This window comes from Streptomyces sp. NPDC096040 (assembly GCF_040303265.1).
In the GTDB taxonomy this organism is placed as follows: Bacteria; Actinomycetota; Actinomycetes; order Streptomycetales; family Streptomycetaceae; genus Streptomyces.
This window is the reverse complement of record NZ_JBEOTA010000005.1, coordinates 313125-334611: the sequence shown is the minus strand read 5'-3', so window position 1 is coordinate 334611 and position 21487 is coordinate 313125. Positions and strand designations below refer to the sequence as shown.

The window sequence follows — 21487 nt, the reverse complement described above, 5'->3', positions numbered from 1 at the left end:
CCGTGATCGACGTGAAGGTCGGCATCCCCCGCGAGGTCAAGAACAACGAGTTCCGGGTGGCCATCACACCCGCCGGCGTGCACGAGCTGGTGCGCCACGGCCACCAGGTCGTCATCGAGCGCGGCGCCGGTGTCGGCTCGTCGATCCCGGACGACGAGTACATCGCCGCCGGAGCGCAGATCCTGGACACCGCCGACGAGGTGTGGGCCGCAGCCGACCTGCTGCTGAAGGTCAAGGAGCCCATCGCGGAGGAGTACCACCGCCTCCGCAAGGACCAGACCCTCTTCACCTACCTGCACCTGGCCGCGTCCAAGGAGTGCACCGACGCCCTCCTGGAGTCCGGCACCACGGCCATCGCCTACGAGACCGTCGAGCTCCCGAACCGCGCCCTGCCGCTGCTCGCCCCGATGTCCGAGGTCGCGGGCCGGCTGGCCCCCCAGGTCGGCGCCTACCACCTGATGCGCGCCAACGGCGGCCGCGGTGTGCTGCCCGGCGGTGTCCCGGGCGTGCTGGCCGCCAAGGCCGTCGTCATCGGCGGTGGCGTCTCCGGCTGGAACGCCGCCCAGATCGCCATCGGCATGGGCTTCCACGTCACCCTGCTCGACAAGGACATCAACAAGCTCAAGGAGGCCGACAAGGTCTTCGGCACCAAGATCCAGACCGTTGTCTCCAACGCCTTCGAGCTGGAGAAGGCCTGTCTGGAGGCCGACCTCGTGATCGGCGCGGTGCTCATCCCGGGCGCCAAGGCCCCCAAGCTGGTCACCAACGAGCTGGTCTCCCGCATGAAGCCGGGAAGTGTTCTTGTCGACATCGCGATCGACCAGGGCGGCTGCTTCGAGGACTCCCGCCCCACCACGCACGCCGATCCGACCTTCCGGGTCCACGAGTCGGTCTTCTACTGCGTCGCCAACATGCCCGGCGCGGTGCCCAACACCTCCACCTACGCGCTCACCAACGCCACGCTGCCGTACATCGTGTCGCTCGCGAACAACGGCTGGGTGGAGGCGCTGCGCCGCGACGCCGCGCTCGCCAGGGGCCTCAACACCCATGACGGCAAGGTTGTTTACCGCGAGGTCGCCGAGGCACACGGTCTGGAGCACGTGGAGCTCGACACGCTGCTGGACTGAGCCGTTCCGCCGAGGCGGTGACTAAGTCACCTTTTCGTAAAGGCGATACGTCAACAAGCCGCGTCAATCGCGCACACCCGGCCGGACCTTGCCCGACAAGGTCCGGCCGGATGTGTGTATGGTCACTTTGCGACGCTCGGTCAACTCGCCTCGAACGTAACCCTTCGACCGATTCGCACACCGGTGAAACCTGCCGTGCGACGGCCGTACGCCCTTGACAGCGGGATGTTTCATTGCCGACACATCCGGCCGGGTCCGGCGGATTGTGTTGCTGCGGACGCCCGACACGCCATAGAGTCGCCGACTGTCGGCATGGTGCCACGCTGACCTGTCTAGAAGTTTCCTGGTCACCAAGGAGGTAAGACGACTTGTGAATGAGTCGACATTTTCTCCCGGGGGTGGTCAACCAGGAATGCCGGTGAGGGACCAGGGTCCCGCGGGGTTCGAGGCTGTCGGCTCCGTCGCGGTGCGCACCTTCGCAGCCCATCAGAGTTCGCTGACCACGCGGACAGCACACCAGAGCATGGATGGCCATCACGTGAACGCCATGGCCGGCGACGGAAGTGGCGCGCCCCACAGCCAGTTCGCCGACTACGACGAACTGCCCGACGGGCACTTCTACGACCCCGACGCCGAGTACGAGCCCGATCCGGAGTACGCGGCCACGCTCGCGCCCGACGCGGCCCGCCAGCGCCGCGAGCGCATCGGCCCGACCGGTCGCCCGCTGCCGTACTTCCCGATCCCGGGCCCGCTGACCGACCACGGCCCCGCGAAGATCATCGCGATGTGCAACCAGAAGGGCGGCGTCGGCAAGACGACGTCGACCATCAACCTGGGTGCCGCGCTCGCGGAGTACGGCCGGCGTGTGCTGCTCGTGGACTTCGACCCGCAGGGCGCGCTGTCGGTCGGTCTCGGTGTCAACCCGATGGAGCTCGACCTCACCGTCTACAACCTGCTCATGGAGCGGGGCATGTCGGCGGACGAGGTGCTCCTCAAGACGGCGGTCCCGAACATGGACCTGCTGCCCTCCAACATCGACCTGTCGGCCGCCGAGGTCCAGCTGGTCTCCGAGGTCGCCCGAGAGTCGACGCTGCAGCGCGCCCTGAAGCCGCTGCTGCCCGACTACGACTACGTCGTGATCGACTGTCAGCCCTCGCTCGGCCTGCTCACGGTCAACGCGCTGACGGCCGCTCACAAGGTGATCGTGCCGCTGGAGTGCGAGTTCTTCGCCCTTCGTGGTGTCGCCCTGCTGACCGAGACCATCGAGAAGGTCCAGGAGCGGCTCAACCCGGAACTGGAGCTCGACGGCATCCTCGCCACCATGTACGACTCCCGCACCGTGCACAGCCGTGAGGTGCTCGCGCGTGTCGTCGAGGCCTTCGACGACCACGTCTACCACACGGTCATCGGCCGCACGGTCCGCTTCCCGGAGACCACGGTCGCCGGTGAGCCGATCACCACGTACGCCTCCAACTCCGTCGGTGCCGCCGCCTATCGCCAGCTCGCCAGGGAGGTGCTCGCCCGGTGTCACGCCGAGTGAGTCTGCCGGGGGCCGACGAACTGTTCCGCACGACCGGGGGGATGGCGCTGCAGCCGTCCACTCCCAGGCGCCCGGCCAACGGCGAGGCCCGGGTGCCGGCTCCCGCGAGTCCCGCGGAGAGCGACGACACGGCGGCCGAGGCCGCCGACGACGCGCCGCACTCGGTGCCCGTGCAGGGCGGCGACGGCGAGGGCGCGGAGCACGTGGCGGCGGAGGCCGACCCGGCCGACGCCGGGGAGTCCCGCAACCACGCCTCGGCGCCGGCAGGGTCCTCGGCCACGGTCACGCCGTCGGCCGACCGGTCCGGGCGGCGGGAGGCGGCGCAGGAAGGTTCTGGCGCTTCCGCCGAGCAGGCCCAGCCCCGCAAGCGCGGCAGCCGGGCGGCCGCGCGGCGGCCCAGCGGCCGCGAACGGCACGACGAGAAGATCACCGTCTATGTCTCCGCCGAGGAGCTGATGGACCTGGAGCACGCCCGTCTGGTGCTCCGCGGCGAACACGGACTGGCCGTCGACCGGGGCCGGATCGTCCGCGAGGCGGTCGCCGTGGTGCTGGCCGACCTGGAGTCCCGAGGGGACGCGAGCATCCTCGTACGACGGCTGCGCGGGCGGTAGAGGTAGCCTGCGGGGGCCATGACCTCGACCGACGCTCCCGCTTCCGGCCCCTCCGGCGGCCGTCGGCGTGCGCTGGGACGGGGGCCGGGCGCGGCGGCTCCGGCCGTTCCCGTGGAGCCGGAACCCGAGTTCGACGCCGAGGCCGTCGTACCGGAGCCGGAACCCGAGCGGGAGCCGGAACCCGAGCCCGAGGCTGAGCCGGAACCCGGGCCCGAGGCTGAGCCGGAACCCGGGCCCGAGGCTGAGCCGGAACCCGGGCCCGAGCCGGAGGCCGCTCCGGTCGAGGCCGGCGAAGCTCCTGCTGAGGTCACGGAGCCGGAGCCCGTCCCCGACGGTGTGTTCAAGGTCCGGCTCGCCAACTTCGAGGGGCCCTTCGACCTCCTCCTCCAGCTGATCTCCAAGCACAAGCTGGACGTCACCGAGGTCGCGCTCTCCAAGGTCACCGACGAGTTCATGGCGCACATCCGGGCCATGGGGCCGGACTGGGACCTGGACCAGACGACCGAGTTCCTCGTCGTCGCCGCCACTCTGCTCGACCTCAAGGCCGCCCGGCTGCTGCCCGCCGCCGAGGTCGAGGACGAGGCCGACCTGGCCCTCCTCGAGGCCCGGGACCTCCTGTTCGCGCGGCTGCTGCAGTACCGCGCGTACAAACAGATCGCCGAGATCTTCAACCGGCGCCTGGACGACGAGGCCCGCCGCTGGCCCCGTACCGTCGGCCTGGAGCCGCATCTGGCCGAGCTGCTGCCCGAGGTCGTCATCAGCATCGGACCGGAAGGGTTCGCCAAGCTCGCGGTCAAGGCGATGCAGCCCAAGCCCAGGCCGCAGGTCTACGTCGACCACATCCACGCCCCGCTGGTCAGCGTGCAGGAACAGGCCGGGATCGTGGTGGCACGGCTGCGGGAGCTGGGCGAGGTCAGCTTCCAGGCGCTCATCGAGGACACCGACGACACCCTCACCGTCGTCGCCCGTTTCCTGGCCCTGCTCGAGTTGTACCGCGAGAAGGCCGTCGCCCTGGACCAGGAGACCGCGCTCGGCGATCTGATCGTGCGGTGGACCGGCGGGGACGGCGAGACCCAGCCGATGGTGACCGACGAGTTCGACCGGCCGCCCGAGCCGCCCAAGGAGGACAAGGCGTGAGCGAGGACACCACACAGCTGCCGGCCGGGCTGCGCCCGGTCGCCGAACTCGACCTCAGGCCGGCCCTGGAGGCGGTCCTCATGGTGGTGGACGAGCCCGCCACCGTCGAGCACCTGGCCAAGATCCTGGAGCGGCCGAAGCAGACGATCACGAAGGCGCTGCGGGCACTGGCGGAGGAGTACACCGTCCAGGGCCGCGGCTTCGAGCTGCGCTTCGTCGCGGGCGGCTGGCGCTTCTACACGCGAGGCGAGTACGCGCCCGCCGTCGAACGGCTGGTCCTGGAGGGCCAGACCGCCCGGCTCACCCAGGCCGCGCTGGAGACCCTCGCGGTCGTCGCGTACCGCCAGCCGGTGAGCCGCAGCCGCGTCTCAGTCGTACGAGGAGTCAACTGCGACGGTGTGATGCGCACCCTGCTCCAGCGCGGTCTGGTCGAGGAGGCGGGCGCGGAACCCGAAACAGGTGCGATCCTGTACAGGACGACGAACTACTTCCTGGAGCGGATGGGCCTGCGTGGCCTGGACGAGCTTCCGGAACTCGCGCCCTTCCTCCCGGAGGCGGAGGCGATCGAGGCCGAGACCCAGGAGGGCGTGCCGTCGTTCGATCCGGACGCTCCGGATTCCGAGGACGCAGACGACAAGACGGAACTTTGATGCGAAGCAGCAGCGGCAGGAACAGCAGCGGAAACAACGGCGGGAGCCGTGGTGGCAACAGCGGCGGCCGCGGCGGGAGCAGCGGTGGCCGCGGTGGTTACCGCGCCGCCGGGAACGCCCGCGACGACAAGCAGGACGGCCGGCCGAAGAAGCCGCGCCCGGAGGAGCGGCGCTACGACGTGGGCCCCGGCGCCACCCAGGACGGCCCGAAGTCGGGGCGCGGTGCTTCGGCGCGCGGCGGCGCCAAGGGCGGCCCCCGGCAGGGCCAGGGCACCGGGCGCGGCCGCACGGCTCCGGCGAGCTCCCGTGAGTACGACGCCCGGGCCGAGGAGCGCAACCGCGAGCGGTACGCCGGCAAGCCGGACGTGAAGCTCCCCAAGACCTTCCCGGGCGCCGAGCAGGAGGGCGAGCGGCTGCAGAAGGTCCTCGCCCGCGCGGGCTACGGTTCCCGGCGCGCCTGCGAGGAGCTGATCGAGCAGTCCCGGGTCGAGGTCAACGGCGAGATCGTGACCGAGCAGGGCAAGCGGGTCGACCCGGAGAAGGACGAGGTCAGGGTCGACGGGCTGACCGTCGCCACACAGTCGTACCAGTTCTTCTCGCTCAACAAGCCGGCCGGTGTGGTGTCCACCATGGAGGACCCCGACGGGCGGCAGTGCCTCGGTGACTACGTCACCAACCGGGAGACCCGGCTCTTCCACGTGGGGCGCCTGGACACCGAGACCGAGGGCGTCATCCTGCTCACCAACCACGGAGAGCTGGCGCACCGGCTGACCCACCCCAAGTACGGCGTGAAGAAGACCTACCTCGCGCACATCGTGGGCCCGATCCCGCGCGACCTCGGCAAGCAGCTCAAGGACGGCATCCAGCTGGAGGACGGCTACGCGCGCGCCGACCACTTCCGGGTCGTCGAGCAGACCGGCAAGAACTACCTCGTCGAGGTCACCCTGCACGAGGGCCGCAAGCACATCGTGCGGCGCATGCTGGCCGAGGCGGGCTTCCCGGTGGACAAGCTGGTGCGGGTCGCCTTCGGGCCGATCACCCTGGGAGACCAGAAGTCGGGCTGGCTGCGCCGCCTGTCCAACACCGAGGTCGGGATGCTCATGCAGGAAGTCGACCTCTAAACCCCGTAGAGGGCCTTGCGCGGCTTTCTGACGGCCGGTTCCGGGTAGCCCGGACCCGGCCGTCGTCGTATCCGGGAACGGGGCTCCAGCGGCCCCTGAGGGCTTGCGCGGTGATCGACGGTTCTTTATAGTCGCTTAGACTATTAGTGGAGCGACTTCTGAGGGGGTGGACGGGCGCATGCGGGGCTACGACAAGTACGCCTACGAACCCTTCGCCGTCACCGTCGACCTCGCCGTCCTCACCCTCCGCGCGGGTGCCCTGCACGTACTGCTCGTCGAGCGCGGACAGGAACCCCACGCCGGACAGTGGGCGCTGCCGGGCGGCTTCCTGCTGCCCCGGGAGTCGGCCGAGACGGCGGCTCGGCGGGAACTCGCCGAGGAGACCGGACTGTCGGACGTGTCGGGGCTGCACCTGGAGCAGCTGCGCACCTACAGCGAGCCGGACCGCGACCCGAGGATGCGGGTCGTCTCCGTCGCCTTCACCGCACTGCTGCCCGACGCGCCCGAGCCGCACGGCGGCGGCGACGCGGCCCAGGCGCTCTGGCTGCCGTACGACCCGGCCCGGCCGCTCGCCTTCGACCACGACCGGATCCTGGCCGACGCCCACGACCGCGTCGGCGCGAAGCTGGAGTACAGCTGCCTGGCCACCGCCTTCTGCCCGTCCGAGTTCACGCTCGGCGAGCTGCAGAACGTCTACGAGACCGTGTGGGGCGTAGAGCTGGACCGCCCCAACTTCCGCCGCAAGGTGCTCGCCACGCCCGGGTTCGTCGAACCGGTCCCCGGCGCCGCCCGGCTGACCGGCGGCCGTGGCAAGCCCGCCGCGCTCTACCGCGCGGGCACTGCCACCACGCTGCATCCACCCCTGCTCCGCCCGTCCCGGGAAGGACGCCCCGCATGACCTCGACCCACGCGTACAAGCGCGCCGCCAGCGGCTCTCTGACAGGTCTCGCCCTCGGGGACGCGCTCGGCTTTCCGACCGAGTTCAACGACGTGCCCTCCATCCTCGCCAAGTACGGGCCGTGGCGGGAGATGGCGCTGCCGAAGCCGGCCGTCGTCTCCGACGACACGCAGATGACGCTCGCGGTAGGGCACGGGCTGCGCACCGCCATGGACCGGGGAGTTCTCGCGCCCAAGCGGCTGGAGCGGCCGTTGCGGGAGGAGTTCGTGAACTGGTACCAGTCGCCCGAGAACAACCGGGCGCCCGGACGGACTTGCCTGCGGGCCTGCAATCTTCTGAAGGAGGAGGGGCGTATCTGGCAGGACGCCAGCCAGATCGACTCCAAGGGGTGCGGGGCCAACATGCGGGTCGCGCCGGTCGGGCTCGCGCCCGGGCTGAGCGACGAACAGCGGGCCGGTGCCGCCCAGTTTCAGGCGGCCCTCACCCACGGCCACCCCACCGCCCTGGCCGCCTCCGACCTCACCGCGCGAGCCGTACGGCTGCTGGCGACGGGGACCGAACCGGCCGGTCTGGTCGGGCAGTTGCGGTCGTACGCCCTCGACAACCGCACCCACTACCACCACACCTGGCTGGGCGACCTGTGGACCCGGAGCCAGGACGCGGCCCCGGAGCAGTTCATCGCGCGCGGCTGGGACGAGTGCCTGGCGGTCCTCGACCGCCTCCAGGAGGCCGTGCGGACCGCCTCCCCGGAGACCGACCCGTGCCTGGCCACCGGCGCCGGCTGGATCGCCGAGGAGGCCCTGGCCACCGGTCTGCTGTGCTTCCTGCTCTTCCCCGACGAGCCGGTGACGGCCCTGCGCCGGGCCGCCTGCTCCTCCGGCGACTCGGACTCGATCGCCTGCCTGACCGGGGCCTTCGCGGGGGCCTGGCTGGGCGCGGACGCCTGGCCGGCGGAGTGGGCCGACCGGATCGAGTACCGGGGCGACCTGCTGACGCTCGGCGCGCTCTGGGACGCTTGACCACATGATCGACGACCTGGATCCGGACCTCGACCTGGCACCCGTCGTCGCGGAGCAGCCCCATCCCCTGCTGTTCGCGACCGTCTCCGGGGCGCATCTGTACGGCTTCCCGTCCCGGGACTCCGACGTGGACCTGCGGGGAGCCCACTTGCTGCCCGCCGCCGACCTGGTCGGGCTGCGCGAGCCGGTGGAGACCCGCTCACGGATGTGGATCCGCGACGGCGTCGAGATGGACCTCGTCACCCACGACCTGCGCAAGTTCGTCCGGCTGATGCTGCGCCGCAACGGCTATGTGCTGGAGCAGCTCCTGTCGCCGCTGGTCGCGCACACCGGCGACACCCATCGGGAGCTGGCCGCCCTCACCCCGGACGTTCTCACCAGTCACCACGCGCACCACTACCGGGGCTTCGGCGTCACCCAGTGGCGGCTGTTCGAGAAGACCGGGGAACTCAAGCCGCTGCTCTACACGTTCCGGGCGCTGCTGACCGGGATCCATCTGATGCGCAGCGGCGAGGTGCAGGCCCATCTGCCCACGCTCCTGGACGAGGTGCCCGCGGCCCCCGCCTACCTGCCCGAGCTGATCGCCGCCAAGGCCGCGCACGAGCACGGCGGCGCCGATGTCGAGCACGCGCGCGTGCAGGCCGACGTGGAGCGGCTGCACGAGCTGCTCGACGCGGCGCAGAACGCGTCAGCGCTGCCCGACGCGCCCAGGGCCCACGACGCCCTGCACGACCTCCTGGTCCGGGTACGGCTGCAGGGCTGAGGCGCGGCGGACCCGGAGCAGGAAGTCCGCCACGCGCACGTGGTCCGGCTCCGCAGGGAGCGGGGTGCCGGGCAGCGCCCGCTCGGTCTCCTCGGCGAGCCGGGCCATCCGGGACTCGACCTCCGCCCAGGGGACCTCGCCCCGCTTCACCGCCAGGAGCGACTCGCGCGCATCACCGACGTCGATCGTCAGCTCACCCGTGCGCAGCAGGTCGCGGGCGCTCGTCAGCAACCGCAGCAGATGCATCGCGTGCTTCCAGCGCGGGACGCCGTGGGTGCGGACGTCGGCGTCGAGCTTGCGGCGCTGGCCGAGGGCGTAGCGGGTGAAGGTGTCGTACGCCTGCCGGGAGAGGAAGGCGCCCCGCAGGTCGCGCAGCTCGCGGCCCGTGTCGTCGATGTGCTCGACCAGGGGCGAGTGCAGGCACTCCAGGATGTTCGGGTTGGCCCGCAGCGCCAGCTCGCAGAACCGCTCCAGCTCCCAGGAGAACCGTTCCTCGCCGGGGCCCTCCACATGTGTCGGCGGCTTTTCGAAGCGCCAGAAGAGGGACGTGGGGGCGAGGAACACGCCCCGGCGGTCGGTGTCGCTGTCCCGCGTGGCCAGACCGAAGGCCCTCGACCCCATGACACAGGCATAGATCGTGTGGTCGCGTACCAGGTCCTCGGGCTGCATGCCCCGGAGCGTACGCGGCCGGTCACGCCAGGGTGATCGAATTTCCGTTCACCGTGATGGACTCGGCCGGCAGCGGCCTCGTCGCCGGGCCGTGGGCGACCGAGCCGTCGGCGATGTGGTACTTGCTGCCGTGGCAGGGGCAGTCGATGGTGCCGTCCGCCACCTGGTTCACCGTGCAGCCCTGGTGGGTGCAGATCGCCGAGAAGGCCTTGAACTCGCCCGTCTTCGGCTGGGTCACCACGATCTTCTGGTCCTTGAAGACCATGCCACCACCCTCCGGGATGTCACTGGTCTGGGCCAGTGCCTTCCCTGCGGACGCGCTCTCCGATCCGGAGGAGGACGCTCCGGCGGAAGCCGACGCGGAGGCGGGTGCGGAGGCGGGTGCGGAGGCGGGTGCCGAGCCCGACGCCGAGGCGCCGGGTGACTCGGAGGAGCTGGAGGAGCTGCTTCCGTTGTTGTTGCTGCATCCCACACAGCACACGGCGAGCGCCGACGCGCCCGTCGTGAGCACTGTGCGCCGGGTGGATCCGTCGGTCATGTCGTCACTCCGAACGTGCGGAAGAACCAGAAGGCGGACGCCAGGGATTCGCTCCGAGCGGAGCAGCAGCATCTTGGCACTGAAAGCACCGAAGAAGAAGCAACCCGGGATGGAGCGTCATAAAAGCCGTGTTTCGTACGTCCGATAGCTCAACACGACGTCCGGACGATGCGGCACCGGCCTTTCATGACGGGCCGCCCCCGAGTAGCGGGACGCGGTGATTCGGACGACATTGACCAGGGGGTCCGCGGGCGTCCGCTGACGCCCCCTCGAAGCCTCCGAAAGGCACCACCATGGCAGGCAACGATCTCGACAGCATGCTCGGCAGCCTGCTCGGCGGCGACGGGAAGGATGCCGGACTGCTGTTCGCGCTGATCGGCGCGCTCAGCCAGGGTCAGGGCGGCGGTTCGCCGGACGGCCTCCTGGACACCCTGGCCAGGTCCGGTCTCACCACACAGAAGGACTCCCGGGTCGGCACCGGCACCGACCAGCCCGTCACCGGCGACCAGATCCAGCAGGCCCCGCCCGACGACACCCTCCAGCAGGTCGCCGAGCAGGCCGGCGTGAGCCCGCGGAAGGCGGCGGGCCGGATCGCCCGGGAACTGCCCGAGGCCGTCGACGGTCTCACCCCCGAGGGCGAGGTGCCGCGGGCCTCGACCGAGGACCTGGTCCGGCAGGAGTCCCGGTGAGCCGCCGTCTCAGCGGGCGGGCACCGCGCACGGGCCCCGCGGCGGTCTGACTAGGCTGGACGGACCAAGACGCCGACGTCAGAACAGGAGCAGCGCCGTGACGGTACGAGCGGTCCGGGGGGCGGTCCAACTGGAGCGGGACGAGGCCGGTCACATGGACGAGCAGGTCGGAGCGCTGCTCACCGCCGTCCTCGAGCGGAACGGGCTGACCGCCGACGACCTGATCAGCATCTGGTTCACGGCCACACCCGACCTGCACAGCGACTTCCCGGCGGCCGCCGCGCGCAAGCTCGGCATCGTCGACGTACCCCTGATCTGCGCCCAGGAGCTGAACATCGAGGGCGCCATGCCCCGGGTCGTACGGATACTGGCGCACATCGAGTCCGACCGGTCCCGTACCGAGATCAACCATGTCTACCTCGGCGCCGCGGCCGCCCTGCGCAAGGACATCGCCCAGTGAGAACCGCGCTCGTCATCGGTACCGGTCTCATCGGTACGTCCGCCGCGCTCGCCCTCTCCCGGCGGGGCGTCGTCGTCCACCTCGCCGACCACGACCCCGGGCAGGCCCGTACGGCGGCCGCGCTCGGCGCCGGCACCGACGAGACCCCGGACGGTCCCGTCGACCTGGCGATCGTCGCCGCCCCGCCCGCGCATGTGGCCGCGGTCCTCGCCGACGCGATGAGCAGGGGCCTGGCCCGCGGCTACGCCGACGTGGCCAGCGTCAAGGGCGGCCCGCGCCGCGAGCTGGAGGCGCGGGGCCTGGACCTGACGTCGTACATCGGGACGCACCCCATGTCCGGCCGGGAGAAGTCCGGGCCGCTGGCGGCCACCGCCGATCTCTTCGAGGGCCGCCCCTGGGTGCTCACCCCGACCCGGGACACCGACACCGAGGTTCTGAACCTCGTCCTGGAGCTGGTCTCGCACTGCCGTGCCGTCCCGGTCGTCATGGACGCCGACGCCCACGACCGCGCGGTCGCCCTGGTCTCCCACATGCCCCACCTGGTCTCCAGCATGGTCGCGGCCCGTCTGGAGCATGCCGAGGAGGCGGCCGTACGACTGTGCGGGCAGGGCATCCGGGACGTGACCCGGATCGCCGCCTCCGACCCCCGGATGTGGATCGACATCCTCTCCGCGAACCCCGGCCCGGTCGCCGACCTGCTCGCGGACGTCTCCGCCGACCTCGACGAGACCGTGCGCGCGCTGCGGGCCCTTCAGTCCTCCGACGACGCCAAGCGGCTCGAGGGCGGCTCCGGCGTCGAGGACCTGCTGCGGCGCGGCAACGCCGGACAGGTCCGGGTACCCGGCAAGCACGGGTCCGCGCCCCGCGCCTACGAGGTCGTGGCGGTGCTCATCGACGACCAGCCCGGCCAGCTGGCCCGGATCTTCGCGGATGCCGGCGCGGCCGGGGTCAACATCGAGGACGTCCGCATCGAGCACGCCACCGGACAGCAGGCCGGTCACGTGCAGATCTGGGTGGAGCCGAAGGCGGTGCCGGTGCTGACGTCCGCGCTGCGGGACCGCGGCTGGGCACTGCGGCAATAGGCTGAATCCGGCGGTCGCGGGGGCCGGTAACCTTGTGCGGGGCGCGATGGCCCCGCACACCACCCACCACCCTGCACCCGGAAGGTGTCCCCCCGTGGAAAACGGCGCCGTAAAGCCCGTGATTGTCGCGATCGACGGCCCCTCGGGCACCGGCAAGTCGAGCACGTCCAAGGCCGTGGCCGCCAAGCTCGGCCTGAGCTACCTGGACACCGGCGCCCAGTACCGGGCGATCACCTGGTGGATGGTGAACAACGGCATCGACCTCACCGACCCGACCGCCATCGCCGCGGTCGCCGGCAAGCCGGAGATCGTCTCCGGGACCGACCCGGCCCACCCGAAGATCACCGTCGACGGCGTGGACGTCGCCGGCCCGATCCGCACCGAGGAGGTCACCTCCAAGGTCAGCGCGGTCAGCGCCGTACCGGAGGTCCGGACGCGGATCAGCGAGCTGCAGCGGTCGCTGGCCCACGGCACCGAGGCGGGCATCGTCGTCGAGGGCCGGGACATCGGCACGACCGTACTGCCCGACGCCGACCTGAAGATCTTCCTCACCGCCTCCGCCGAGGCCCGCGCGGCCCGGCGCAGCGGTGAACTCAAGGGCGTGGACGTCAAGGCCACCCGCGAGGCCCTGATCAAGCGGGACGCGGCCGACTCCACCCGCAAGACCTCGCCGCTCGCCAAGGCGGACGACGCGGTCGAGGTGGACACCACCGAGCTGACGCTGACCCAGGTCATCGAGTGTGTGGTCACCCTCGTCGAGGAGAAGCGGGCGGGCAAGTGAGCCTTCCGTCGATTCCGTCGCAGCGGAGCGCCGAGATGGGGCGGCGCATGGGTGTCGGCCTCATGTACGGGCTGTGGAAGCCACGCGTGCTCGGTGCCTGGAGGATGCCGGCGCACGGCCCGGCGATCCTCGCCGTGAACCACTCCCACAACATCGACGGCCCGATGGTCATGGGCGTGTCGCCCCGGCCGACGCACTTCCTCATCAAGAAGGAGGCGTTCATCGGGCCGCTGGACCCGTTCCTGACCCGGATCGGTCAGCTGAAGGTGGACCGGCAGTCCACCGACCGCACGGCGGTCACCCGCGCGCTCGGCGTGCTGGCGGCCGGGGGAGTGCTCGGCATATTCCCCGAGGGCAGCCGGGGCGAGGGCGACTTCGCCTCGCTGCGCGCGGGCCTCGCGTACTTCGCGGTGCGCTCCGGGGCGCCGGTCGTGCCGGTGGCCGTCCTGGGAAGCTCCGAGCGCCGCGGACGGTTGGTCAAGGGGCTGCCCCCACTGCGCGCCCGCGTCGACGTCGTCTTCGGCGACCCCTTCGAGGCGGGCGACGGCAGCGGCCGACGCACCCGCAGCGCCCTGGACCAGGCCACCGAGCGCATCCAGAAGCAGCTCACCAGCCACCTGGAAAACGCCAGGCGTCTGACCGGACGCTAGGCGAGACTAAGTAGTGGATCGGCCTATAACGGGCACGGTCCACCGATCACCACGATGAACGACGAGGTACGGACTTCATGAGCGACCAGATCCAGCCCGGCGACTCGGCTGAGCACGAGTACGACCACGGGGCGCTCGGCGACGCCGAGTACGCGGAGTTCATGGAGCTCGCCGCCGAAGAGGGCTTCGAGATCGAGGATGTCGAGGGTGCCATCGAGGCGGCGGGCCACGGCCCGCTGCCCGTGCTCGCCGTGGTCGGCCGCCCGAATGTCGGTAAGTCGACTCTGGTGAACCGCATCATCGGCCGCCGCGAGGCCGTCGTCGAGGACAAGCCCGGCGTCACCCGCGACCGCGTGAGCTACGAGGCCGAGTGGGCCGGCCGCCGCTTCAAGGTCGTCGACACCGGCGGCTGGGAGCAGGACGTCCTCGGCATCGACGCCTCCGTCGCAGCGCAGGCCGAGTACGCGATCGAGGCGGCCGACGCGGTCGTCTTCGTCGTCGACGCGAAGGTCGGCGCGACCGACACCGACGAGGCGGTCGTACGACTGCTGCGCAAGGCCGGCAAGCCCGTCGTGCTGGCCGCCAACAAGGTCGACGGCCCCAGCGGCGAGGCCGACGCGGCCTACCTCTGGTCCCTCGGCCTCGGCGAGCCGCACCCGGTCTCCGCCCTGCACGGCCGCGGCACCGGCGACATGCTCGACGCCGTCCTGGAGGCGCTGCCGGAGGCGCCCGTGCAGACCTTCGGCACGGCGGTCGGCGGCCCGCGCCGGATCGCTCTCATCGGCCGCCCGAACGTCGGCAAGTCCTCGCTGCTGAACAAGGTGGCCGGGGAAGAGCGCGTGGTCGTCAACGAGATCGCCGGCACCACCCGCGACCCGGTCGACGAGCTGATCGAACTCGGCGGTATCACCTGGAAGTTCGTCGACACCGCCGGTATCCGCAAGCGCGTCCACCTCCAGCAGGGCGCCGACTACTACGCGTCGCTGCGCACCGCGGCCGCCGTTGAGAAGGCCGAGGTGGCGGTCATCCTGATCGACGCCTCCGAGTCCATCTCCGTCCAGGACCAGCGGATCGTCACCATGGCCGTCGAGGCGGGCCGGGCGATGGTCATCGCCTACAACAAGTGGGACACCCTCGACGAGGAGCGCCGCTACTACCTGGAGCGGGAGATCGAGACCGAGTTCGCCCAGGTCGCCTGGGCGCCCCGGGTCAATGTCTCCGCGCAGACCGGCCGGCACATGGAAAAGCTGGTCCCCGCCATCGAGACCGCCCTCGCCGGCTGGGAGACCCGCGTCCCCACCGGCCGCCTCAACGCCTTCCTCGGCGAGCTGGTCTCGGCCCACCCGCACCCGGTCCGGGGCGGCAAGCAGCCGCGCATCCTGTTCGGCACCCAGGCCGGTACCAAGCCCCCGCGGTTCGTCCTCTTCGCCTCCGGCTTCATCGAGGCGGGCTACCGGCGCTTCATCGAACGCCGGCTGCGCGAGGAGTTCGGCTTCGAGGGCACCCCGATCCATATCTCCGTACGGGTGCGCGAGAAGCGCGGCAAGAAGAAGTAGACGCACGCGCGAGGGGCGGCCACCGTCATCGGTGGCCGCCCCTCCCGCATATGTCACTGACCCCGGCGCGGCCCCGGCGGAAGCGCCGCCGGTACGGGGCTCCTCCCGGTGTCGTGGGAGCGCCCGAGCGTCCCGATCCGCTGCCACTGCGGCGGCTGCGGCGGTTCGCTGCCGTGCCGGGCGCTGTAGGCGCCCGCACTGTACGCGCTGTACGAGTTCCCCCCGTACGACCCCAGCCCGTATGTGCCGGTGCTGAACGGGGTCGTCCCGAAGGCGACGAACCCCATCGACTCCTCACCGCTGCGGTCGCCCGGCAGCGTACGGAAGCTCTTGACCCACTCCGCGTAGAGCGAGTCGTAGATCGGCGTGGCCGAGTGCCCGCCTGGGGCCTCCTGTCCCACCCGAGCGGACGGAATAGTGGCAAAGGACGGTCGGCGGGGCGAAAAGTCGTATGCGTGCACGTATGTCCAAACGACCGGACAGTTCAAGAGATGCGGCTCACCGACTTGCTTTAACAACCCGCACCCGCCGGCTCGGCGGAGCTCGCGGCTCCCTGGGCGCCCCTCAGACACCCGCAAGTGGAAGCGCCGCCGCCACCAGCTTCCCGTTCGCGGCGGCCTTGTCGAGCGCACCGCGCAGCAGATCCTCCCGAGGCTGCCGCCCGATCGACCCCACCGGCGCCGCGAACATCAGCACCTGCTGGTGCTTGTTGGCGGCCGCCCGCCATCCGTCGGTCACCTGCAGCGGCTGGTGCGCCTGCCACCAGGCCATCGGCTGCCCGCCGTTGCCTCCCGGCTGCAGCACCGCGTGCAGCCGGCCCACCGCCAGCAGCACCGACCACCCGTGCAGCACCGGCGGCACCGCGGCCAGCTCCGTCACCGGCATGAAGCCCTGCTCGATGAGGAGCGGCAGGAAGTCGTCGCCCACCCCCTCCGTGCCCGGCCGCACGATCGGCGAGGTCGGCTCGACGACGAGCGCGGGGTGCAGCTCCCCGGCGATCAGCACGAGTCCGCTGGTCACCCCGAGCACCGCCTGCTGGGGCAGGGACTTCTGCGGGCCGCCGCCGGGCGCGCTCTCACCGCTGATGGAGCGGACCGCGCCCTGCAACTGTTCCTCGGTGACCTGGACGACCTGCGAGGGCAGGCAGCCGGCGTGGGCGAAGGCGAGGACGGCGGTCTCGTCCCCGATGAACAGGACGGTGCTGGTGCGCTCCTGTTCGGAGTCGCCCGGGGTGCGGCAGGAGGTGCAGTCGTAACTGCCGGGGGCGTTGTCTCCGGCGAGCAGCCGGTCGGCTTCTTCGTCGCCGATCTCGGCGCGTACCTCGTCGCTGACGTCGAGCATGCGCGGCACGGTGGCTCCCTCGGGATGCGTGCGTGAAGGCCCGGGTGGATCCCGGTCCATGAGCCCCAGGGGGGTTGCGGGCTCATGAAGAAGACAACGGGCGATCTGTGGTGGTGGTCACGCATCGGGGGGATCGGGATCCAACCATCCACTGCGCAGGGTCACTCGTCGTGCGAAATTCGACACTCACCGTCAACTCTTCGCAAGCCAAAGGAATTTGACGCGGTGAAGTGAATCACAGATCCATCGATCACATGGTAGATAAATCATGAAATCAATGGATGTAGTGGGTGGCTTGAAATCGCCGCTACCCCCGGTAACGCCCAACTGGCCTGGAACGACGGGTAGTTGGTTGATTTCGGGCGTTCCCGCTCTCTAGATTCCTCCGCCGTGTGCAACGAGCACCGCTCGGGTACGTCCGCCGGCCGGCACCAGGCAGAGCACCATCGCAGTACCGGCCGCGGCGGACGGGGCGAGCGCGACGAACCGCGTCCATCGCGCGGGGACCGCGTCCCGCTTGGGGGAGCCCGGGTATGTGGAGAGGGAAATACATGTCCGAGTGTGCCGATACCACCCGTGAGACCGTCGCCAAGAACGGCTCCCGCAAGGGCCGTACGACGGCGGCCCTGGCCGGAGCGGCCCTGCTCGCCCCGCTGGGCCTGCTGGCCGCGACCGGCAACGCCGAGGCGGCGGACAACGGAGTGTGGGACCGTATCGCCCAGTGCGAGAGCGGCGGCAACTGGCACATCAACACCGGCAACGGCTACTACGGCGGACTCCAGTTCTCCGCCTCCACCTGGCGCGCGTACGGCGGCACCGCCTACGCGTCGACGGCCGATCAGGCCTCCAGGGAAGCTCAGATAGCCGTCGCCACCAAGGTTCAGAACGCCCAGGGCTGGGGCGCGTGGCCGGTCTGCTCCGGGCGGGCCGGCGCGACCGGTTCGGCGCCCGAGGGTGCCTCGGCGACCACGCAGAGCAGCACCGAGTCGGCCACCAGGTCGACCGGTGAGTCGGCCACCAGGTCGACCACCACCAAGTCGGCCCCCGCGGCGAAGAAGCCGCAGCGCCCGACGGCCCACGCCGGCCGTGACTCCGCCCGGGGCGACTACACCGTCCGCGAGGGCGACACCCTGAGCGAGATCGCCGAGCGCCACGGCACCACCTGGCAGCGCCTGTACGCCGCCAACGAGGACGTCATCGGCGCCGACCCGAACCTCATCGTGCCCGGGCAGCGCCTCGCGCTCTGACGCGCGCCCCTGCCCCGCCACCGTCACGCCCCGCCCGGTTCCGACCGGGCGGGGCCCGGTGCATTGTGAGGCTGATTCAGGCGAGGGCGCGGGGCTTCCGGTTCGCGCCGCAGCACGCTGCCGCAGGCCGGCCCCGGCCCGGGGTGTACGGGGGTTCTGTGCCGAAGTGGTGAATCTCTTATGCGGTGTCAGGTTCCCCGGCGACCCGTGGATTCGGAATGGAATGGGCTCCCGTGCGCGTCCGTGATCCTTACTTCCGGTTCTTTCCGGCTGGCTTTTCGGAAGACCCTACCGGCGTCAGAGAATTGCGCTGGAATGCGCCAGGAAGGCGTACTGAACCGCTCGTACGTGTGACAGAGTTCGACCGAAACGCGTGTCGTGATTCTGTGACAGAAGCGTGACCGGAGACGGGCAGGGGACTTCGCCGGCCGTTCTCGACTTCCGTCCCCGCCGGAAGCGGCCTAGCGTGGCCGCATGGCACCGAATCCGGCTCCGCCGAAGGAGCCCCAGGACAGCCCGCAAGGGTACGTAGGCCTCGACGCGGGCGACGCGGAACGGCTCGCGCGGCAGCGGGGGTGGCCGACGGTGCGGTCGCTGCCGCCGGGCGCGATCATCACCATGGAGTACCGGGTGGGACGGCTCAACTTCGAGGTGAGGGACGGCGTCGTGGCACGCGCCTGGAAAGGCTGACCGTACGACGGCGAAGGCCCCGGTTCCCGCAGTGGGGAACCGGGGCCTTCGGCGCGGGGGCCGGCTGTGCGTACCGGGCTCCTGCGCTGCCGCGTCCGTACGGCCGTCAGCCGCCCGTCAGCGGGCGGGCCGGCTGGGGGGCGCCGCCGCGCGGCTGACGCTCGGGGTGCTGCGGGCGACGGCTGCCCGCCGGGGTCACCGGCGTGCGCTCCGAGCGGGCCGTGTGCGGGCCGGGCGCCAGATGGATCGGGGCCCGGGGCGAGCGGGCCGAGGAGACCGGCTCGCGCTCCGGTGCCGGGGCGTCCTCGGCGGGCGCCGTACGCGGCTTGAGCGCGACCGGCGCGACCGGGACGGGCGCGGGAAGAGGCACCGTACCGCTGGCGCGGGCGCGCCAGCGGTCGCGCAGGTCGAAGAGCCAGGTCTCGGCACGGGCGATGAACGGCTCGCACCACGGCAGCGCCAGCAGGATCAGCAGCCCCGCGGCCCAGCCCAGCAACACGTCGCTCAGCCAGTGCGTACCGAGGTAGACGGTGGACATGCCGACGCCGAGCGAGGTGACCGCGGAGGCCGCGGAAAGCCAGCGGCGGGCTCTCGGGGTGGAGGCCAGATATGCCAGAATTCCCCAGGTCACCACCGCGTTGGCGGTGTGGCCGCTGGGGAATATATCGCCGCCGAGGCCCATCTCGTTGGAGCCGATCACGGTCGCGTAGTGCGGTCCGAGGCGCCCCATGCCGAGCTTGGCGGCGCCGACCGTGATGTTGAGCAGCAGCAGGGAGGCGCCGAGCGTCAGCAGCGGGCGCAGGGTGTGCTGCCGCCACGAGCGCCAGCCCAGCCAGGCCGCGACCATCACGGCGGTCGGGCCGCGCTGGCCGAGGACCACGTAGTAATCGACGAACCAGTGGATTCCCGACCACTGCTGGTACGGCCGGAAGAACATGACCTGCCAGTCGAGCCGGACCAGCCAGGACGTGATCACGACGGCCCACACGATCGCCAGGTAGAAGGCGAGGGTCGCGGTGAACAACACGACCCGGTGCCGGCTCATCTTCGGCACATCAATGTGGGCCGGCCGTTCCGGCTCACGGTCCAGCCTGGCGAACACCCGGTCCAGACGGGTGAGGTTTCGTTCGGTACGCACCCAATCGACGTTACAGCGAGTGAGCTCTGTTCCCGGTCGAAACTGCGGCTTTGTGATGACGATGTGATGTGGGAAACCTCTCAAGAGGTCTCTGAATTCTAAGGATTCCGTAATCCGCGGCGTGTCCGCCCTTCAATTCCTTTGATCATGCCGGGCGGCCGTTTTATGGCACTTATGAATTCGTTAACCGAGGCGTGGTGTGGACTTCCCCCGCTGCTCACCCACGCGACGGCGATGATCATGGTGGCCCGGAACCGTTCAGCCAGAACGCGCCATACACCGCCGAGGCCACCGCCACCACTGCCGTGACCAGCACCGATCTGCTGGTGCGCGGCCGGGCGAGAGCCCGGGCGAGTGGCAGCAGCACCGGGAAGGCCGGCATCAGCAGGCGTGGCTTGGAGCCGAAGTAGCTCGACGCGCACAGCGCGAGCGCGACGACGACACCCGTGTAGACCAGCAGGGGAAGCGGCTGCCGCTGACGGATCCCGATCACGTAGAGCCACAACAGCAGGCCGACGCCGGCGATCAAACCCACTCCGGCCAGAGCGGACGGAAATGACGTGAACTTGTCGGCGACGAAGTGTGCGAACGCGTACCCGCCGTCGAAGCCGTTGCGCCAGCCCGCCTGGACGTCCAGATAGCCGAGCGGGCCCTTGCCGGTTCGGTGGCCGACCCACAGGACGTACGCGGCGGCCCCGACGGGGGCGAGGAGCATACCGAGGACCCGGCGCCAGGGAGGTGCGCCGGAGGCGGGTGCGCTGCTTGTGGTGCGAGGGGTGCGTGTCGTGTGAGGGGCGCCTGCTGTGTGGGGTGCGCCGGTTGTTCGCGGAACGCGCCGGGTGCGAGCGGCGGTGGACGGCTCGGGGGCGCGTCCGTCGTCCCACGCGCCGTGCGCATGGTTCTCGCTACGGTCCCGCACGCCCCCGCTCCGATCCCGCACGAACGAGACCACCCCCGCCGTCCACACCGCCACCACCACGGCGAGCCCCACCGGCCGGGTCAGCCCCGCCAGCGCGGCCAGTACGCCCGCGGTCACCCAGCGACCGGTCAGCACGGCGTACAGCGACCACGCGGCCAGCGCCGTGAACAGCGACTCGCTGTACGCCATCGACTGCACGATCCCGACCGGCAGGACGGCCCACAGAAGCACCGCGCAGCTGCCCACCCGGGGGCCGTACACCAAGTCGGCGACCGCGAAGATCCCCCAGGCCGCGGCGAGCGAGGCGAGCAGGCTGACCGTCAAGCCCGCACCGGCGTACGACAGGGGCGTGAGCGCGTGCAGCACCCGCTCCAGCCAGGGCAGCAGCGGGAAGAAGGCCAGGTTGGAGTGGACGTCGCCGTTCGGCAGCCGCACCTCGTAGCCGTACCCCAGCTCGGCGACCCGCGTGTACCACAGCGAGTCCCAGCGCGCCGTCAACAAGGTGTACGCGCTCTTGCCGCGCGCCCCGCTCCACACGGCCAGCGCGAGCAGGCCGAGGGCGCGCACGCCCACGTACCCGAGCAGGGCCGGCGCCGCTCGGCGCAGGGCCGGGCCACCCGGTGCCGTCACGGGCGCTTCAGGATCGGTCACGGGCTCGATTATCGACGGGACGCGGAACCGGCGGGCTCACCCGGACGTGGTGCACAGCGGGGCCAGTGGCGTACGCCACATGAGTTCTGTGGAGCGTGTGAGAGGTCCGCCACGTGCCCCCGGAACGAACTCGCGTACGCTGACTTGTCACTCGCGTTCGTATGCGCGGGCCGGGAGACCCCGCTCCTCTCCGGCCGTACGACGGGGAGT

The 21487-nt window shown here is 71.0% G+C and carries 22 protein-coding genes and 2 pseudogenes; 17 read left to right on the top strand and 7 right to left on the bottom strand.

The features are described 5' to 3' along the window. Window positions 1–2 precede the first annotated feature (2 nt). The 9 genes from ald to ABTY98_RS08830 all read left to right on the top strand — a co-directional run bounded on the left by ald (window position 3) and on the right by ABTY98_RS08830 (window position 8866). Complete coding sequence (ald, locus tag ABTY98_RS08870; protein WP_352220174.1) at window positions 3–1127, top strand: alanine dehydrogenase; 1125 nt, start codon at window positions 3–5, stop codon at window positions 1125–1127. Between the two features lie 412 nt (window positions 1128–1539). Further along, the gene (locus ABTY98_RS08865) at window positions 1540–2667 is read left to right on the top strand and encodes a ParA family protein (RefSeq protein ID WP_352220173.1); all 1128 of its coding nucleotides are present in this window, start codon (window positions 1540–1542) and stop codon (window positions 2665–2667) included. Further along, window positions 2652–3278: a hypothetical protein gene (locus ABTY98_RS08860; protein WP_352220172.1), complete on the top strand. Its 627-nt coding sequence runs from the start codon at window positions 2652–2654 to the stop codon at window positions 3276–3278. Before ABTY98_RS08865 ends, ABTY98_RS08860 begins: the two co-directional genes overlap by 16 nt. An 18-nt stretch (window positions 3279–3296) precedes the next feature. After that, the gene (locus ABTY98_RS08855) at window positions 3297–4415 is read left to right on the top strand and encodes a segregation and condensation protein A (RefSeq protein ID WP_352220171.1); all 1119 of its coding nucleotides are present in this window, start codon (window positions 3297–3299) and stop codon (window positions 4413–4415) included. Continuing rightward, window positions 4412–5065: an SMC-Scp complex subunit ScpB gene (gene scpB / locus ABTY98_RS08850; RefSeq protein WP_352220170.1), complete on the top strand. Its 654-nt coding sequence runs from the start codon at window positions 4412–4414 to the stop codon at window positions 5063–5065. The genes ABTY98_RS08855 and scpB overlap by 4 nt, the downstream gene beginning before the upstream one ends. Further along, window positions 5065–6186 carry a pseudouridine synthase gene (locus ABTY98_RS08845; protein ID WP_352220169.1) on the top strand — a complete coding sequence of 374 codons (1122 nt, stop codon included), beginning with the start codon at window positions 5065–5067 and terminating at the stop codon, window positions 6184–6186. The genes scpB and ABTY98_RS08845 overlap by 1 nt, the downstream gene beginning before the upstream one ends. A gap of 178 nt (window positions 6187–6364) precedes the next feature. After that, window positions 6365–7084 (top strand): NUDIX hydrolase, encoded by a 720-nt coding sequence (locus ABTY98_RS08840; protein ID WP_352220168.1) that lies wholly within the window; start codon window positions 6365–6367, stop codon window positions 7082–7084. Next, on the top strand, window positions 7081–8103 hold the full coding sequence (locus ABTY98_RS08835; RefSeq protein WP_352220167.1) for an ADP-ribosylglycohydrolase family protein: 1023 nt from the start codon (window positions 7081–7083) through the stop codon (window positions 8101–8103). Before ABTY98_RS08840 ends, ABTY98_RS08835 begins: the two co-directional genes overlap by 4 nt. A 4-nt stretch (window positions 8104–8107) precedes the next feature. Then, a complete protein-coding gene (locus tag ABTY98_RS08830) occupies window positions 8108–8866 on the top strand; it encodes a nucleotidyltransferase domain-containing protein (RefSeq protein WP_352220166.1) in 759 nt (252 codons plus the stop codon). Here ABTY98_RS08830 and ABTY98_RS08825 read toward each other — a convergent pair. The 3 genes and pseudogenes from ABTY98_RS08825 to ABTY98_RS08815 all read right to left on the bottom strand — a co-directional run. Next, window positions 8792–9535 carry a nucleotidyltransferase domain-containing protein gene (locus tag ABTY98_RS08825; protein WP_352220165.1) on the bottom strand — a complete coding sequence of 248 codons (744 nt, stop codon included), beginning with the start codon at window positions 9533–9535 and terminating at the stop codon, window positions 8792–8794. The genes ABTY98_RS08830 and ABTY98_RS08825 overlap by 75 nt on opposite strands. Before the next feature lie 22 nt (window positions 9536–9557). Further along, the gene (locus ABTY98_RS08820) at window positions 9558–10073 is read right to left on the bottom strand and encodes a Rieske (2Fe-2S) protein (RefSeq protein WP_352220164.1); all 516 of its coding nucleotides are present in this window, start codon (window positions 10071–10073) and stop codon (window positions 9558–9560) included. A 33-nt stretch (window positions 10074–10106) separates the two neighbouring features. Further along, window positions 10107–10184, bottom strand: a pseudogene (locus tag ABTY98_RS08815) (DUF6529 family protein); the annotation flags it as partial. 158 nt (window positions 10185–10342) lie between these two features. Between ABTY98_RS08815 and ABTY98_RS08810 the strand changes: the two are divergent. The 6 genes and pseudogenes from ABTY98_RS08810 to der form a co-directional block, all read left to right on the top strand. Continuing rightward, a pseudogene (locus tag ABTY98_RS08810) lies at window positions 10343–10762 on the top strand (YidB family protein); the annotation flags it as partial. Between the two features lie 97 nt (window positions 10763–10859). Next, the gene (gene aroH / locus ABTY98_RS08805) at window positions 10860–11222 is read left to right on the top strand and encodes a chorismate mutase (RefSeq protein ID WP_352220162.1); all 363 of its coding nucleotides are present in this window, start codon (window positions 10860–10862) and stop codon (window positions 11220–11222) included. Next, window positions 11219–12304 (top strand): prephenate dehydrogenase, encoded by a 1086-nt coding sequence (locus ABTY98_RS08800; protein WP_352220161.1) that lies wholly within the window; start codon window positions 11219–11221, stop codon window positions 12302–12304. Before aroH ends, ABTY98_RS08800 begins: the two co-directional genes overlap by 4 nt. A gap of 94 nt (window positions 12305–12398) precedes the next feature. Next, window positions 12399–13085 carry a (d)CMP kinase gene (gene cmk, locus ABTY98_RS08795; RefSeq protein WP_352220160.1) on the top strand — a complete coding sequence of 229 codons (687 nt, stop codon included), beginning with the start codon at window positions 12399–12401 and terminating at the stop codon, window positions 13083–13085. Between the two features lie 47 nt (window positions 13086–13132). Further along, window positions 13133–13735, top strand: coding sequence for a lysophospholipid acyltransferase family protein (locus ABTY98_RS08790; RefSeq protein WP_352220159.1), 603 nt, complete (start codon window positions 13133–13135; stop codon window positions 13733–13735). Between the two features lie 77 nt (window positions 13736–13812). Beyond that, window positions 13813–15291, top strand: a complete 1479-nt coding sequence (gene der, locus ABTY98_RS08785; protein ID WP_352220158.1) for a ribosome biogenesis GTPase Der — start codon at window positions 13813–13815, stop codon at window positions 15289–15291. Window positions 15292–15344: 53 nt separating this feature from the next. Here the strand turns inward: der and ABTY98_RS08780 are convergent, their stop codons facing one another. Both ABTY98_RS08780 and ABTY98_RS08775 read right to left on the bottom strand, forming a co-directional pair. Then, entirely contained in the window at window positions 15345–15752 is a 408-nt protein-coding gene (locus ABTY98_RS08780) for a hypothetical protein (RefSeq protein ID WP_352220157.1), read from the bottom strand. A 103-nt stretch (window positions 15753–15855) separates the two neighbouring features. Further along, on the bottom strand, window positions 15856–16641 hold the full coding sequence (locus ABTY98_RS08775; RefSeq protein ID WP_352220156.1) for a DUF8842 C-terminal domain-containing protein: 786 nt from the start codon (window positions 16639–16641) through the stop codon (window positions 15856–15858). A gap of 542 nt (window positions 16642–17183) precedes the next feature. Between ABTY98_RS08775 and ABTY98_RS08770 the strand changes: the two genes are divergently transcribed. Together ABTY98_RS08770 and ABTY98_RS08765 are read left to right on the top strand one after the other, a co-directional pair. Beyond that, window positions 17184–17879: a transglycosylase family protein gene (locus ABTY98_RS08770; protein ID WP_352220155.1), complete on the top strand. Its 696-nt coding sequence runs from the start codon at window positions 17184–17186 to the stop codon at window positions 17877–17879. 474 nt (window positions 17880–18353) lie between these two features. Further along, a complete protein-coding gene (locus tag ABTY98_RS08765; RefSeq protein ID WP_352220154.1) occupies window positions 18354–18569 on the top strand; it encodes an I78 family peptidase inhibitor in 216 nt (71 codons plus the stop codon). A gap of 106 nt (window positions 18570–18675) precedes the next feature. On the opposite strand, the gene ABTY98_RS08760 is transcribed toward ABTY98_RS08765, so the two are convergent. Continuing rightward, window positions 18676–19707 carry a phosphatase PAP2 family protein gene (locus ABTY98_RS08760; RefSeq protein ID WP_352220153.1) on the bottom strand — a complete coding sequence of 344 codons (1032 nt, stop codon included), beginning with the start codon at window positions 19705–19707 and terminating at the stop codon, window positions 18676–18678. A gap of 238 nt (window positions 19708–19945) precedes the next feature. Continuing rightward, window positions 19946–21277 carry a mannosyltransferase family protein gene (locus ABTY98_RS08755; RefSeq protein WP_352220152.1) on the bottom strand — a complete coding sequence of 444 codons (1332 nt, stop codon included), beginning with the start codon at window positions 21275–21277 and terminating at the stop codon, window positions 19946–19948. Between the last annotated feature and the right edge of the window lie 210 nt (window positions 21278–21487).